16 protein-coding genes are annotated in these 13,599 nt (G+C 72.1%); 13 read left to right on the top strand and 3 right to left on the bottom strand.

Features of this window, described 5'->3' with window-relative positions; genetic code table 11:
* Positions 1-28: 28 nt before the first annotated feature.
* Both B5D80_RS16175 and B5D80_RS16180 read left to right on the top strand, forming a co-directional pair.
* Complete coding sequence (locus B5D80_RS16175) at positions 29-799, top strand: ROK family protein (RefSeq protein WP_088644717.1); 771 nt, start codon at positions 29-31, stop codon at positions 797-799.
* A 92-nt stretch (positions 800-891) separates the two neighbouring features.
* Positions 892-1,260: a tetratricopeptide repeat protein gene (locus tag B5D80_RS16180; RefSeq protein WP_088644718.1), complete on the top strand. Its 369-nt coding sequence runs from the start codon at positions 892-894 to the stop codon at positions 1,258-1,260.
* A gap of 31 nt (positions 1,261-1,291) precedes the next feature.
* On the opposite strand, the gene B5D80_RS16185 is transcribed toward B5D80_RS16180, so the two are convergent.
* The gene (locus tag B5D80_RS16185; protein ID WP_211291526.1) at positions 1,292-1,534 is read right to left on the bottom strand and encodes a hypothetical protein; all 243 of its coding nucleotides are present in this window, start codon (positions 1,532-1,534) and stop codon (positions 1,292-1,294) included.
* 300 nt (positions 1,535-1,834) lie between these two features.
* On the opposite strand from B5D80_RS16185, the gene B5D80_RS16190 reads away from it, so the two are divergent.
* The 3 genes from B5D80_RS16190 to B5D80_RS16200 all read left to right on the top strand — a co-directional run bounded on the left by B5D80_RS16190 (position 1,835) and on the right by B5D80_RS16200 (position 2,642).
* Positions 1,835-2,047: a helix-turn-helix transcriptional regulator gene (locus B5D80_RS16190; RefSeq protein WP_088644719.1), complete on the top strand. Its 213-nt coding sequence runs from the start codon at positions 1,835-1,837 to the stop codon at positions 2,045-2,047.
* A gap of 77 nt (positions 2,048-2,124) precedes the next feature.
* Entirely contained in the window at positions 2,125-2,319 is a 195-nt protein-coding gene (locus B5D80_RS16195) for a helix-turn-helix transcriptional regulator (RefSeq protein ID WP_067315487.1), read from the top strand.
* Positions 2,320-2,387: 68 nt separating this feature from the next.
* Positions 2,388-2,642, top strand: coding sequence for a Smr/MutS family protein (locus B5D80_RS16200; protein ID WP_067315484.1), 255 nt, complete (start codon positions 2,388-2,390; stop codon positions 2,640-2,642).
* A gap of 19 nt (positions 2,643-2,661) precedes the next feature.
* Here B5D80_RS16200 and B5D80_RS16205 read toward each other — a convergent pair whose 3' ends face one another.
* Complete coding sequence (locus B5D80_RS16205; RefSeq protein WP_088644720.1) at positions 2,662-3,111, bottom strand: GNAT family N-acetyltransferase; 450 nt, start codon at positions 3,109-3,111, stop codon at positions 2,662-2,664.
* Between the two features lie 655 nt (positions 3,112-3,766).
* On the opposite strand from B5D80_RS16205, the gene B5D80_RS33385 reads away from it, so the two are divergent.
* From B5D80_RS33385 to B5D80_RS16220, 3 genes are read left to right on the top strand one after another with little or no spacing between them, the layout of a single operon-like run.
* Positions 3,767-3,955: a hypothetical protein gene (locus B5D80_RS33385; RefSeq protein WP_158224195.1), complete on the top strand. Its 189-nt coding sequence runs from the start codon at positions 3,767-3,769 to the stop codon at positions 3,953-3,955.
* Positions 3,952-4,776, top strand: coding sequence for an AAA family ATPase (locus B5D80_RS16215; RefSeq protein WP_088644722.1), 825 nt, complete (start codon positions 3,952-3,954; stop codon positions 4,774-4,776). The genes B5D80_RS33385 and B5D80_RS16215 overlap by 4 nt, the downstream gene beginning before the upstream one ends.
* Positions 4,776-5,357 (top strand): hypothetical protein, encoded by a 582-nt coding sequence (locus B5D80_RS16220; RefSeq protein ID WP_088644723.1) that lies wholly within the window; start codon positions 4,776-4,778, stop codon positions 5,355-5,357. Before B5D80_RS16215 ends, B5D80_RS16220 begins: the two co-directional genes overlap by 1 nt.
* A 43-nt stretch (positions 5,358-5,400) precedes the next feature.
* Here the strand turns inward: B5D80_RS16220 and B5D80_RS16225 are convergent, their stop codons facing one another.
* Entirely contained in the window at positions 5,401-7,797 is a 2,397-nt protein-coding gene (locus B5D80_RS16225) for a M28 family peptidase (RefSeq protein ID WP_088644724.1), read from the bottom strand.
* Between the two features lie 242 nt (positions 7,798-8,039).
* On the opposite strand from B5D80_RS16225, the gene B5D80_RS16230 reads away from it, so the two are divergent.
* The 5 genes from B5D80_RS16230 (at position 8,040) to B5D80_RS16250 (ending at position 13,587) form a co-directional block, all read left to right on the top strand.
* Positions 8,040-9,284 carry a PP2C family protein-serine/threonine phosphatase gene (locus B5D80_RS16230; RefSeq protein ID WP_211291527.1) on the top strand — a complete coding sequence of 415 codons (1,245 nt, stop codon included), beginning with the start codon at positions 8,040-8,042 and terminating at the stop codon, positions 9,282-9,284.
* Positions 9,281-11,077: a sensor histidine kinase gene (locus tag B5D80_RS16235; protein WP_088644725.1), complete on the top strand. Its 1,797-nt coding sequence runs from the start codon at positions 9,281-9,283 to the stop codon at positions 11,075-11,077. The genes B5D80_RS16230 and B5D80_RS16235 overlap by 4 nt, the downstream gene beginning before the upstream one ends.
* Positions 11,074-11,526 carry a response regulator gene (locus tag B5D80_RS16240; protein ID WP_088644726.1) on the top strand — a complete coding sequence of 151 codons (453 nt, stop codon included), beginning with the start codon at positions 11,074-11,076 and terminating at the stop codon, positions 11,524-11,526. Before B5D80_RS16235 ends, B5D80_RS16240 begins: the two co-directional genes overlap by 4 nt.
* Complete coding sequence (locus tag B5D80_RS16245; RefSeq protein ID WP_088644727.1) at positions 11,519-12,325, top strand: inositol monophosphatase family protein; 807 nt, start codon at positions 11,519-11,521, stop codon at positions 12,323-12,325. The genes B5D80_RS16240 and B5D80_RS16245 overlap by 8 nt, the downstream gene beginning before the upstream one ends.
* A gap of 263 nt (positions 12,326-12,588) precedes the next feature.
* Positions 12,589-13,587, top strand: coding sequence for a coiled-coil domain-containing protein (locus tag B5D80_RS16250; protein WP_088644728.1), 999 nt, complete (start codon positions 12,589-12,591; stop codon positions 13,585-13,587).
* Positions 13,588-13,599 lie beyond the last annotated feature (12 nt).

Here is a 13,599-nt window from a genome sequence, read left to right on the forward strand (position 1 = left end):
ACGGGGGTGGGTGGGGCAAGGTGGGGGTGTGGGATTGACGTTGGCGGTCGACTGCGGGGGCGGCGGCATCAAGGGTTCGGTGCTGGACGGGGACGGCACCCTGCGGGCGTCGGTGATCCGGGTGGACACCCCGTACCCGTTGCCACCCGGGTTGTTCGTCAAGACGCTGCTGGAGCTGGCCGGCCGGCTGCCCCCGGCGGACCGGGTCACGGTGGGGATGCCGGGCATGATCCGGCACGGGGTCGTGGTGGCCACGCCGCACTACGTGACCCGGTCCGGGCCGCGCAGCCGCGTCGACCCCGACCTGCTCGCCGAATGGTCCGGGTACGACGCGCGGCGGGCGGTCACCGAGGCGTTCGGGATGCCGGCGCTGGTGCTCAACGACGCCGAGGTGCACGGTGCCGGGGTGGTCGCCGGGACCGGCTGCGAGCTGGTGCTGACCCTCGGCACCGGGCTGGGCAGTGCGCTCTTCGACGGTGGGCGGCTCGCCCCGCACCTGGAGTTGTCGCACGCCCCGGTCCGCTGGGGCACCACCTACGACACGTACGTCGGGGAGCCGGAGCGGCGGCGGCTCGGCGACGCCTTCTGGTCCCGACGGATCCGGCAGGTGGTGGACGGGCTGCGGCCGGTGTTCCGCTGGGACCGGCTCTATCTCGGTGGCGGCAACTCGCGGCTGATCCGGCCCGAACAGGTGGCCCGGATGGGCGACGACGTGGTGATCGTGCCCAACACGGCCGGGATCGTCGGCGGTGTCCGGGCCTGGCAGTTGACCGGCGAACGGGACGAGCCGGCCTCCTGAGCCACAAGTCGACCCCCAGGAACACTCGCGGTACGCCCGGTGTTGTGCCAGCGTCGGAGCAATGGCGACGTGACGCGAGGGGGTGGGTCGGGATGGATCTTCTGGCGGAGTACCGACGGGCGACCATGTACTTCGAGATGGGTGACCCGAGCGGAGCGGTCCGGCTGCTGGAGCCGATCGTGGCGGCCGAGCCCGGCAACTCCTCCGTACGTCAGCTGCTGGCTCGGGCGTACTTCCAGACCGCCCAGCTCGGCCGCGCCGAGGAGCAGTTGCGGGAACTGGTCGACCGGGACCCCAGCGACCACTACGCCCACCACGTGCTGGGCCGGACGCTGGAGCGGCTGAACCGCTACCCGGACGCGCTGCGCCACCTGCGCATCGCGGCGGCCATGCACTCGACGAACGACGACTACGTGACCGCGCTGCGCCGGGTGGAGAGCCGGGTCGGCAACGGTCGCTGATTCGCAGACCGCACCGGGCCGGGGAGGGCTTCTAGCCTTCCCCCGGCCCGGTTCCGCGTCTGGTCCAGGCCAGGAACCTGTCGAACAGCTCGGCCGGGGGCGGGACGGCGTTCGGGTTCAGGGTGGCCAGGTCACCGGTGGCGTCGAACAGTTGCCCGGCCATGTGGATGGACAACCCGACGCGGTCCCGCCGGTATTCGAGGATCAGCAGCAGCCGGGCGGGCTGACACGGCCAGGGAGCGGCGCACACCCGGCACAGCCAGAGCGGCCGCATCGGTACGTGTGGCCGGACAGCCCCGCCTGGGCGGGCATGCACCGGCGAGGCGTTCGAGCTTCGTCGAGTTCCGGTGACGAACCGGTCGTGCGGTCCGCCGACGCTGGTGCGGTTGAGATCCATCGGGCTCTCCATGGCGTCGGCCATCAGCGTGGGGGACGGGCGGGTCGTGCGGGCTGCTGCGACATCAGTCCAGCGTGTGGGCCTGCTCGCTGCTTGTCAAGGTGCAGGTGTGCATTAGACAAGATGCAGTCTGACTAGCTGCGGTTTGACCACTGGCGGTCTGGCTACTCTCGCGCCGTGCCACGCCACCTCTACGGGGCGGGCGAGATCACGACGCGGCTCGGCGTCAGCCGACAACGGGCCCGTCAGATCATCGACCGGCCCGACTTTCCCCAGCCGTACGACCGGCTCGGGATGGGTGCTGTGTGGCTGAAGGCTGAGGTCGAGGCGTGGATCCGTGAACACCGCCCCCACCTCGGCGAGGCGGACGACGAGGAACATCCCTCCTGAGTTCGGCCGCTGGGTAGGTATCAGGCTGATCGCTCGTCGCTGAGAGTGGCGAGGCGTGCCCCGGTAGCCTCCCTTTCATGGGCCGGCATCTCATGGGCGCGTACGAGATCCGGATGAGGCTGGGCGTGAGCAGGCAACGCGTCGAGCAGTTGATGAAGCGCCCCGACTGGCCGAAGCCCTACGAGTCGCTCGCCACCGGTCGGATCTGGCGTACCGAGGACATCGAGGCCTGGATCCGCGAGCACCGGCCGAACCTGCCCGACGAAGCCTGAGCATCGCTCTGCCGCGTGCCGGCCTACGATGGGCCTGCCATGGCGGCTGCGCAGGTGGGGGAGGCGGGATGAAGCTCAAGCTGGACCTGCACGACATCTTCAACAAGGGCCACGACATCGACCGTGCCCTGCGCGGGATCATGGACGAGGCGGTGGCGAAGAAGGCCACCCTGGTCGAGATCATCCCTGGTAAGGGGTCCGGTCAGCTCAAGAAGAAGGTGCTGCGCTTCCTCGACCAGAAGGACGTCAAGCAGCTCTACCACCGGGTCGAGAAGGACTCCAAGAACTTCGGCCGCCTCTTCGTCCACTTCCGCTGGAAGTGATGCGGGCGTCAAGACGCTGTCAGAGGTCCAGGACGGCGACCGTCTCCCCTTCGCTCTGCTCGCCCGTCGGCCGGAAGCCCAGCTTCAGATAGAAGTCCTCCGGCCCACCCTCGCGGGGCACCCAGGTGACGTACGCCCGGTTGCCGCCCCGGGCGCGGATCTCCGCGCACACCGCCTCGACGGCGAACCGCCCGTAACCCTTCCCCTGGGCGTCGGCCGCGATGTTGAGTTTCCAGAGGCCGGACCGGACGTCATCAGGGTTGTCGCCCCACGCGTAGTCGAGGAAGGCCATCAGGAAGCCGACCAGCCGGTCGCCGTCGAAGATCAGCCTCGGCCAGGCGATGTCCGGGAAGACGTACGCCTCGGCCAGTGACTTGACCACCGGCCCGACCAGATCCTCCTGATCGGGGCGCACCGACAGCTTGAGCGCCGCCTCGTAGTTCTCCGGGGTGACCTTCTCCAGCCGCATCCTGCGGACCCTAGTCCGCCCCGCCGGCCCCGGCGACCGGTTATCCGTCCCCGCCGGACGGCCAGGTGCGGGCGAAGGTGCTGCGCCTCCTCGACCAGAGGGACGTCAAACCGCTCCGTCACCCGGGCCGAGAGGAATTCGGCCGCTATTTCGCCCACCTTTGCCGGAAGTGAGGTGGGCATCGACAGTCCGGGGAGGTTTCACCGTCCTTTTGTCGCGATCCGGATTGACAGTAATTGCTCCGTCTATTCTGCCCGGTAGGGGGTGGCCACCGAGCCGTCGGTACGTGACCGAGCGGGCACCGGGCGGGCCGGGCCGGCTTTCGACGTTGCTCCGTCCGGCCATACTGGTTTCTGCATGGATCTCCATAGAATTACCGGACCTCGGCCCTGGAGTGGTCCACATGGTAGAGATAGCAGTCGCTGCGCTCGGTGTACTGGCGGCGATCGTCACCGGCGTATACACCGTCAAGGCGGTCAAGGCCGAGCGGGCGGCGCCGCCCGCGCCGACGACGCCGACGGTGCACGTCCGGGGGAACAGGCCCGCCGCCCACACGCCGGTCCCACCTACCGCCACGTCCCGCCGGTCTGCCGCCACGCCCCGTCGGCCGGTGCCGCCCACCCCGTCGCCCGACCGGCCGGTGCCGTCCGCTCCGGTGGCCCCCAGAGTGACGCCGCCGCCGGGTCAGCAGGTGCTGCCCCTGGTCGAGCGTAAGGGCGATTACGCCGGGATGTCGGAGCGGGACCTTCAGATCGCGCTGCTGACCGACGCCAACTTCATGCTCCAGCAGGGTGACACGTTCACCTATCGGAAGATGCGGAACGAGGAGGTAGACCCGGCGTGACCGTACCGGAGCGATTTCGCAAGGCCATCGTCGCTCACTGCTTCGCCGTTTCGTGTCTGGACGACTATCCGCTGATCCTGGCCGTGGTCGGTCCTCCGGGCGACGGGAAGTCGTTCCAGACCGCAGCGGCCCTCAGGAACGCCGGCTTCGTGGCATTCCGATTCTCCTCGTCGGAGTTGGGCGGGCGTTCCGAGGGGCGACCGGTGGAGCAGTTGCGTTCCCTGTACAAGCGGGCGGCCCGGCACGCCGAAGTCGAGAACAGCTATCCGGTGCTCGTGCTGGAGGATTTCGATCTCAGCCCGGCCGGCCGGGCGGCCAACGCCCGCTACACGGTGAACTCACAGTTGCTGACGGGGTTCCTGATGAACCTCGCGGACGACGTACGGATGTGCGATGTGGAAACGACCCGACGGTTCCCGATCGTGCTCACCACCAACGACCTGTCCACGTTGCACGGGCCGCTGATCAGGCCGGGCCGGATGCGGGTCTTCACCTGGGAGCCGACCGTCAGCGAACGGGTCGAGATGATCTTCTCGGCGTTGCAGGGCCGGGTACCCGGACTCACCGTCGAGCAGGTCGAGAAGCTCGCCTCCCGGTACCAGGGACTCTCCGTCGCCGCCATCTCGTCCGCCCTGGTGGAGTGTCTCGGGGACAAGATCTTCGACTTCGTCTCGCAGCATCCCCAGTTGGGCATCGTCGAGGCGCAGCGGCGGTACGCCAATGGTGGTGGTTGGGTGACGATCGACGAGATCGAGGACGCGTTGCAGCGGCGGGGCGTGACCCGGCGGCGCCTCACCTTCTTCCGAGCGGGTGGCGAGTGATGGACGACGAGGACGACGACGAGATCGATGTCTCCGTCGACGTGGACCCGGAGGTGGTGGTGCTCGTCCGGCTGAACGTGATCGCCCACGTCGCCCGGGAGATCGCCAGCGCGGTACGGGCACCGAAGTCCGCCCTGGAGATCATCATGAGGAGCATCAGGGACGGGTTGCTCGCCCAAGTCGAGCTGATCGCGTTCGGGGCGGGCAACGCGATCGTCTCCTACCTCTCATTGGAGATCGACTGGGAGCGGCACGCGTTCCTGCTCACCCAGGGGTCGGCCAAGCACGAGTTCCTGCTCAAGTCCGACAGGCCGGTCGACACGCAGGTCGCCCCGATGTTGGCCAAGGCGCGGGACTACATCCAGCAGTGCACCGACAACCTCGGTGTCCAGCGGGTCGACGCCTACTACACCTACCGCGCCGGCAAGCGGGAGGAGGCCAACAAGAGGTACGGCACCTCTCCCAGCAGCGCCGAGGAGACCACCCGACTCCGCAAGGCCGTCTCCGGGCAGGAACTCGGCGTGGTCGACCACAACCTGTCCGAGTTGCGGGTCCTCTACCGGCACGTGCGCGGCACCTGAAGCCGCCGGCACCCGGTCGACCACCCGGGTGCCGGCGCACCGGTCAGAACGGATAGGTGCGGGCGACCGCCAGCATCTCCGAGGTGTGCGACCCGACCACCCCCACCCCCGCCGGCCGCTCCCGGAACCCCGGCAGCCCCGCCAACCCGTCGCTGGCGTCCATCGCCCGCACCGCCACCTGCCCCGCCCGGGGCACCACGGTCAGGGTGATCTCGACCCCGTCGGCGGGCGGGGCGTGGAACACGATCCCGAAGCCCCACCGGTCGGCCTTCGCCTCCTCGACGCTCGGCTGCCGCTCGACCGGCACCTCCCGGCCGGCCACCTCGGCCCGGGTCACCTCGGCGGTGGTCGCGTCCACGTGCAGGGTGGCCAGCCGGACGGTGCGCTGGGGGAGCAGCCGCAGCCGCAGGGTGCGCAGCCCACCGGCGGTGGTGTCCGCCAGCACCTGCACCGTCGGCGCGGGCAGGTTCGCCGCCGGTGCCGGGCCGCCGCGCAGGTCCGGGTCGCCCAGGCCGGGGAAGCCGTCGACGGCGGCGGGGCCGTCGACGTACCCGCCGGTCCACGGCTGCGGGTCCGCCTCCCGGGTGAGCCACTGCGCCTCGTTGGTGCCGGCGTCCAGGGCGTACATCAGATGGGTGGGGACCGGATGGTCGGCGTCGAACCGGTCGACCGCCAGGCCGACCCCGGCGAACACCGTGGCGGCCAGCGCGGCGGCGACGGTCGGCAGCGCGCCGAGCCGCCGGGCCCGGGCGGCGACCAGGCCGCGCTGGCCGCCGGCCGCCGGGTGCAGCAGGTCGAGCACCGGCAGCGCGGCCAGCCCCAGCAGCACCGCGAACAGGGCCGCGACCCCGCCCATCGCCATCCCCAGCGCGGGGAAGAGCAGCACCACCGTCGGCAGCAGGATCACCACGGCGACCGCCCCGGCCAGGGTCACCGCGACCACCGGCCACGGGCCGTCGATCCGGGTACGCAGCGCCACCAGGCCGGCGAGCGCGCCGGCCAGCGCCGGCAGGGTGGCCAGGTACGCCCCGCCGGGCACCAGCGCCGCCAGCACCACCCCGAGCACAGCCAACCAGCCCAACCCACCGACGGCGAGCGCCGCCGGGCCGACCCGGCGGCGGGTCAACGCGTACCAGACGAGCAGGATCGCGGCGGCGAGCGCCACCACCGCCAGCCGGTACCAGACCGGCCGGTACGGGTCGAGCAGCTCGGCGTAGCCGGGGCGCAGCGCGGTGATCCCCGCCCACAGCAGTTGGGCGGCGACCGGGGCGGCCACGATCGGCACCAGCGCCAGCCCGAACCCGGCGGCCAGCCGACCGGCCCCGGCCCGCCCGGTGCTCCGGACCAGCCAGCCCAGCACCAGCACCCCGAGCACCGCCAGGGCGGCCAGCGGCCAGGTCAGCCAGCCGGGGTAGCGGACCAGCCCGCCCGGCACCGGGAAGTAGGTGGCGTCGTGGCCGGCGCGCAGCGCCGTCAGGTCGGCGCGGCCGAACTCCCGGGCCAGGCCGAGCGCGTTGTCGCCGTGCATCTGGAGGCTGCCCCGGTCCATCGCCGCCGGGGTGTCCAGCGGGGTGTGGTAGATCGCGCCCCCGTCGATGTACGCCGCGTTCAGCCCGACGAAGTCGTTGTCGAGGAAGGCGGTGAAGTCGGTGTCGTTGGGCAGCGCCCGGTAGATCTCCACCGCGAACGAGGTGCCCACGGGATGCGGTGCGCCCCGGCCGAAGGCGGCCACCAGTTCGGCGTTGTTCCGGGACGTCTCGAACATGATCACGGGGCCGGTGGAGCCCCGCGCCTCCAGGTTGAGCACCACCCCGCCGTCGGCGGCCAGCGGGTGACTCGCCGCGAACGCCGCCGCCCCGCACAGGCAGGCCTCCTCGGCGTCGGTCAGCACGAACACGACGTCGTTGCGGGGGCGGGGGCCGGCGGCCAGCGCGCGGGCCACCTCCAGCACGGTGGAGGTGCCGGCGGCGTCGTCGTTGCCACCCGGGCCGGTCTGCACCGAGTCGTAGTGCGCCACCAGGAAGACCCGGCCGGTGGAGGCGGTCCCGGGCAGCCGGGCCACCACGTTGCGGACCCGGGCGAAGGTGGCCCCGCCGGCCGCCCCGCTGAGCTGCCCGGCCTCCGGGGCGACGGTGTCCTGCACCTCGGTCTCCAGGCCCAGCCCGCTCAGCACCCCGACCAGGTGCTCGCGGACCTGGTCGTTGGCGGCGCTGCCGGCCGGGTGCGGCCGTTGCGCCACCGTCTGCACCGTCCGGTACGCCCGCCCGGCGCTGAACTCGTCGGCCGGGGCGTCGACCGGCCGGGGTGTCGGGGTGGCCAGGGTGACCAGCACGACCGCGCCCACCGCGACCAACGCCAGCAGGGCGGCCAGGGCGGCGAGCGGACGACGCCGGGGCCGGGCCAGCGCCCGGTCGGCGGCGGAGGCGGGGGGTGCGCCCACGGGAACTCCTCGGAGGTGGTGCGGAGGTGGTGCACCATCCTGCCCCCGACGGGGCGCGGCCGGGGCGTACCGGAACCGAACCGTGACGCGCGGCGCTGACCGGACGCTCACCTGGTGACGGCCTTGCCCGGGAACGCCCGGACCGGGCGGACCGTGTTGTGTGCGACCGTTGTCTAATACAGGATCAGCAGGGCACTCGGAAGGAGCCCGACATCACCAGCGAACTCCCGCGTCTCGCGGCGGTGACCCGGTCGCACCGGGGGCCTGGCTCGGCCGGGTCCTCCGTCGCGCCGTACCCGCACGGCGGGCTGGGGCCGCACCCCAACCTGCCGCCGGGTGAACGGCTGCGGGTGCTGCTGGTCGAGGACGACGAGGGCGACGCCTTCCTGGTCGGTGAGCTGCTCGCCGAGACCAACTCGATGATCGACCTGCTGGTCGCCACCAGCCTCAGCGAGGCCCGGCAGCGCATCGCCGGGGTCGACTGCGTGCTGCTCGACCTCGGGCTGCCCGACGCGCAGGGCCTGGACGGGCTGCGCCGGGTGCTGGAGATGTCCAGCGGCGCGGCGGTCTGCGTGCTGACCGGCCGCTCCGACGAGCACCTCGGCATCGTCGCGGTCGCCGAGGGCGCCCAGGACTACCTGGTCAAGGGGCAGGTCGACGGGGTGCTGCTGACCCGCGCCCTGCGCTACGCGGTGGAACGCAAGCGGGCCGACGAGAACGCCCGCCGGCTGCGCGAGGTCGAGCTGCGCCAGGCCGAGTCGGCCCGGCTGGAACGGGGCCTGCTGCCCCAGCCGCTGATGACCACCGACGAGGTGGCGGTGCACACCTTCTACCGGCCGGGCCGGCACGCGGCGCTGATCGGCGGGGACTTCTTCGACGTGGTGCAGACCCGGCCGGACCGGGTCGACCTGATCGTCGGCGACGTCTGCGGGCACGGGGTGGACGAGGCCGCGCTCGGGGTCGAACTGCGGGTGGCCTGGCGGGCGTTGATCCTGGCCGGGGTGCCCGACGACGAGGTGCTGCCCGCCCTGGAGCAGGTGCTGATGAGCGAGCGTCGGCTCCAGGAGATCTTCGCCACCGTCGCCACCGCCCGGCTCGACCTGGCCGCCAACCGGGCCGTCGTCCGGCTGGCCGGCCACCCGCCGCCGCTGCTGCTGTCCGGCGGCAAGGTCGCGCCGGTACCGGCCCGCGGGGGCCTTCTGCTCGGCGTACGACCCCGCCGTCCCGTCGCGTTCGATCTGGAGTTCGACACCGATGACTGGTCCCTGTTGATGTACACCGACGGCCTGATCGAGGGGCGGGTGGGTGACGGCGACGACCGGTTGGACGTCGACGGGCTGACCGGTCTGCTCCAGGAGCGCGCCAACCACGCCGTGCCGCTGTCCGAGCTGCCCGCCTGGCTGGTCGGCCGGGCCGAGCAGATCAACGGGGGGCCGCTCGCCGACGACGTCGCCATGCTGCTGGTCACCCGGGGCGGTGGCCGGTGAACACGTACCGCCGGGGGTGGACCCTGCGTCGCCGGGTGCTGGCGCTGCTGGCCGTGGTCGGTGTGCTGCTGGTCGGGCTGGCCGTGGCCGAGGCGGTGGTGGCGGCGAAGAACCGCGCCTACACCGACGCGCTGCTCACCCGCACCGGCCCGCTGCGCGTGCAGGGTCAGGAGATGCTCAACGCGCTGCTCGACCAGGAGACCGGCATCCGGGGGTACGCGGTCAGCGGCAACCGCGCCGACCTGGCCCCGTACGAGCAGGGGGTGCAGCAGGAGCGCGACGTGGCCGCCACGATCGCCGACCTGAGCCGCGACTACCCGGCGATCGCGGGTGCGCTGCGCACGGCGCAGCAGCAGGCGGATGACTGGCGGCGGACGGTGGCCGAGCCGGTGATCACCACCACCGCGAGCAGCGGCACCGCCGCCGGCCAGGCGTTGATCACCGCGCAGGCCCGGCAGCAGTTCGACGAGATCCGGGCGTCGGTGGGTGACCTCCAGACGGCGATCCTGACCGAGCGGGAGAAGGGTGCCCGGGACATCGAGCGCACCGGCAACATGCTGGTGATGCTGCTGATCGTCGCGGCGGTGGTGGTCGTCCTGGCGGGCACGTTGATGCTGCTCTCCCTGGAGCGGATGGTGATCCGGCCGCTGACCGGCCTGGCGCAGCAGGTGCGGGAGGTCGCCGCCGGTGACTACCAGCACCACATCGCCGGGTCGGGGCCGCCGGAGTTCCTACGGCTCGCCGACGACGTCGACGTGATGCGGCAGAAGATCGCCAAGGACCTGGCCGAGGTGCGGGCCGCCCGGGAGAACATCGAGTGGGTCAACAGCCAGTTGCAGAAGCAGGCCGAGGAGCTGACCCGGTCCAACCGTGACCTGGAGCAGTTCGCCTACGTCGCCTCGCACGACCTGCAGGAGCCGCTGCGCAAGGTGGCCAGCTTCTGCCAGCTGCTGCAACGCCGGTACGCGGGGCAGCTCGACGAGCGGGCCGACCAGTACATCGCGTTCGCGGTCGACGGCGCGCAGCGGATGCAGCGCCTGATCAACGACCTGCTGGCGTTCTCCCGGATCGGCCGGCTCACCACCGGCTTCGTCGACGTCGACCTGAACAAGGTGATGGGCGACGTGGCCAGCCAGACCGAGCCGGGCCGGCAGTACGCCGACGCCGAGCTGACCTGGGGCGAGCTGCCGGTGATCCGGGGCGAGGAGCCGCTGCTCACCAACCTGCTGGTCAACCTGGTCAGCAACTCGGTGAAGTTCCGCCGCCCGGACGTCGCGCCGAAGGTGCGGGTCTCGGCCCGGCTGGTCGGTGACGAGTGGGAGATCACCTGCCAGGACAACGGCATCGGCATCGAGGCCGAGTTCGCCGACAAGATCTTCGTGATCTTCCAGCGGCTGCACGCCAAGGACGCCTACCCTGGCACCGGCATCGGCCTGGCCATCGTCAAGAAGATCGTCGAGTACCACGGCGGTCGGGTCTGGGTCGACACCGACCAGGCCGAGGGGACGGCGATCCGGTTCACCCTGCCGGCCCGCCCGGAGGACGTCGAGGCGGCGAAGGCGGCGGCCGAGGCGGACGCGGCGGCGGCCGCCGGGGACACCGACGCGCCGGCCAATGCGGAGAGCCCGGCGGCGACCGACGACGCCGCCCCCGACCCGGTCGGGGAGACCGCCGACGGGGCGGTCCGACCGACGCCGGTCGGCCGGCAACCGGACGGCACGCAGGACGAGGACCCACCCGGCGGGCCGCCGGGGCACGGCACGACGGGTGGCACGAAGGAGAGGGTGGGATGACCGCGCCGGCGGACGGCAAGAGCCCGATCGAGGTCCTGCTGGTCGAGGACGACCCGGGTGACGTGTTGATGACCCAGGAGGCGTTCGAGGAGCACAAGCTCCGCAACCGGTTGACTGTCGTCTCCGACGGCGCCGAGGCGCTGGCCTACCTGCGGCGCGAGGGCCGGTACGCGGACGCGGTGACCCCCGACCTGATCCTGCTCGACCTGAACCTGCCCCGCCGGGACGGCCGGGAGGTGCTGGAGGAGATCAAGAACGACGAGGAGCTGCGGCGCATCCCGGTCGTGGTGCTGACCACCTCCCAGGCCGACGAGGACATCCTGCGCAGCTACCAGCTGCACGCCAACGCCTACGTGACCAAGCCGGTGGACTTCGAGCGCTTCATCTCGGTGGTCCGGCAGATCGACGAGTTCTTCGTCAGCGTGGTCAAGCTGCCGCCGCGTGGCTGACCACCTGCTCGACGACGTCGACACGCTGCTGCGGGAGACCGCGGCGAGCGTGGTGTTGCCGCTGTTCCGCAAGCTGGACGACGCCGACGTCACCGAGAAGGCTCCGGGCGACCTGGTCACCGTCGCCGACCAGCGGGCCGAGGAGCGGATCTCGGCGGAGCTGCGCCGGTTGCTGCCGGGTTCCCAGGTCGTCGGCGAGGAGGCGGTGGCCGAGGACGGGTCGCTGCTGCGTCACCTGCGCGGCGACGGCGACGTGTGGGTGGTCGACCCGGTCGACGGGACGGGGAACTTCGCCGCCGGACGGCGACCGTTCGCGCTGATGGTGGCCCTGCTCTCCGACGGTGAGCCGGCCGCGTCCTGGGTGTTCGACCCGCTGGCCGGGACGATGGCCGTGGCCCGCGCCGGGGCCGGCACCCGGCTGGACGGCCGGCCGGTACGCGAGACCCCCGTCCTGCCGCCGGACCGGCTGCGCGGCACCGCGATGGTCCAGTACCTGCCCCGGGCCACCCGGGACCGGGTGGCGGCCGGCGAGGGCCGGATCGGGGAGCTGCTGCCCGGCCAGCACTGCGCCGGGCGGGAGTACCTCGACCTGCTCACCGGTGACCAGCAGTTCGTCCTGTTCTGGCGGACCCTGCCCTGGGACCATGCCCCGGGCGCGCTGCTGGTGCGCGAGGCGGGCGGGGTGGCCCGCCGGTTCGACGGCACCGAGTACCACCCGGCCGACGACGGTCCGGGTCTGTTGGTCGCCTCCGACGAGCAGACCTGGCACGAGGTCCGGGCCGCCCTGCTCGGCGACTGAACCGCCGGTCCGGCTCCGGGGCCGCAGCGGGCCGCGCCGCCGGCTCCACCGTCTCAGGGATCGACGGCGGTGGACCCTCGGCTACCGGTTCGACACTCCCGGTCGAGGGTCGCCGTCCGGTGCCGTCACGGGCCTGGTGACCGGGCGTGATTGCGGTAATGTGACCGGCGGTCTCCGCCCCCAGGCCGCCAACCGGGGCCGGCGGGACCGCCGCCGCACCGGCCCCACGGTCGGGCGTCGGCGGCAGAGGGAAGGACACCTCCGTGCCCAGGACCAACCTGACCCGGCCGTTGACCGTGCTGTTCGCTGCGGTGGCGCTGCTGCTCGGCGTCGGTGCGGTGCCCGCCGCGGCGGAGCCCGGCGAGGGTGGCACCAAGGAGCTGCGGGACGCGTTGACGGCGGCGGCCAAGGGGCACATCGAGGCCAAGGCCAAGCTCGACACCTCCAAGCGGCGGCAGAGCGCGCTGGCCGCCCAGCTCAAGGAGGTCGAGGGGCGGCTGGGTGAGCTGACCACCCAGGTGGGCGAGGTGGCCGCGCAGTCGTACCGGGTGGGCCGGCTGACGCCGACGTCGATGCTGCTCAACACGGCCAGCCCGGAGGCGTTCCTCAAGCGGGCCGCCGACCTGGACATGATGGCCCAGCGGGACGGCAAGCAGCTCCGCGCGCTCGCCGAGGCCCGGCAGACCGCCGCCGAGGCCACGATCGCGATCAACGCCGAGGTCCGTGAGCAGCAGAAGCAGCTTGCCACGCTGGCGAAGAAGAAGCGGGACGCCGAGCGCGCCCTGGCCACCGTCAGCTCGGGCAGCAGCGCCGGTTTCAGCGGCGGGTCGAGTTCGGCGAAGCCGGCCCCGCGCAACTCCGACGGGTCGTGGCCGAGCGAGTCGTGTTCGGTGAACGACCCGACCACCTCCGGCTGCATCACCCCGCGCACCCTGCACGCCATGCAGCAGGCCAAGGCCGCCGGCTACAAGCGGTACGTCTCCTGCCACCGCAGCGGCGGGGGCGGCGAGCACCCCAAGGGGCGGGCCTGCGACTTCTCGGCCGCCACCAGCGGCTTCAAGGACGAGACGGCCACCGGCGGGGACAAGGCGTACGGCGACAGCCTGGCCAACTACTTCAAGAACAACGCCAACCGGCTCGGTGTGCTCTACGTGATCTGGTATCGGCAGATCTGGATGCCGAACACCGGCTGGCGGGCGTACAGCGGGTCGGGCAGCCCGGCCGCCGACCACACAAACCATGTTCATCTTTCGATGTACTGATCCTCCGCCCCA

It is taken from the genome of Micromonospora wenchangensis (assembly GCF_002210435.1).
In the GTDB taxonomy this organism is placed as follows: Bacteria; Actinomycetota; Actinomycetes; order Mycobacteriales; family Micromonosporaceae; genus Micromonospora; species Micromonospora wenchangensis.

Bases quoted from the DNA above. Each gene is read 5' to 3' on its own strand.
- B5D80_RS16200 (WP_067315484.1), top strand. From the start codon at position 2,388: ATGAAGCTCAAGCTGGACCTGCACGACATCTTCAACAAGGGCCACGAC.
- B5D80_RS16240 (WP_088644726.1), top strand. From the start codon at position 11,074: ATGACCGCGCCGGCGGACGGCAAGAGCCCGATCGAGGTCCTGCTGGTC.
- B5D80_RS16195 (WP_067315487.1), top strand. From the start codon at position 2,125: ATGGGCCGGCATCTCATGGGCGCGTACGAGATCCGGATGAGGCTGGGC.
- B5D80_RS16205 (WP_088644720.1), bottom strand. From the start codon at position 3,111: ATGCGGCTGGAGAAGGTCACCCCGGAGAACTACGAGGCGGCGCTCAAG.
- B5D80_RS16180 (WP_088644718.1), top strand. From the start codon at position 892: ATGGATCTTCTGGCGGAGTACCGACGGGCGACCATGTACTTCGAGATG.
- B5D80_RS16185 (WP_211291526.1), bottom strand. From the start codon at position 1,534: ATGCGGCCGCTCTGGCTGTGCCGGGTGTGCGCCGCTCCCTGGCCGTGT.
- B5D80_RS16220 (WP_088644723.1), top strand. From the start codon at position 4,776: ATGGACGACGAGGACGACGACGAGATCGATGTCTCCGTCGACGTGGAC.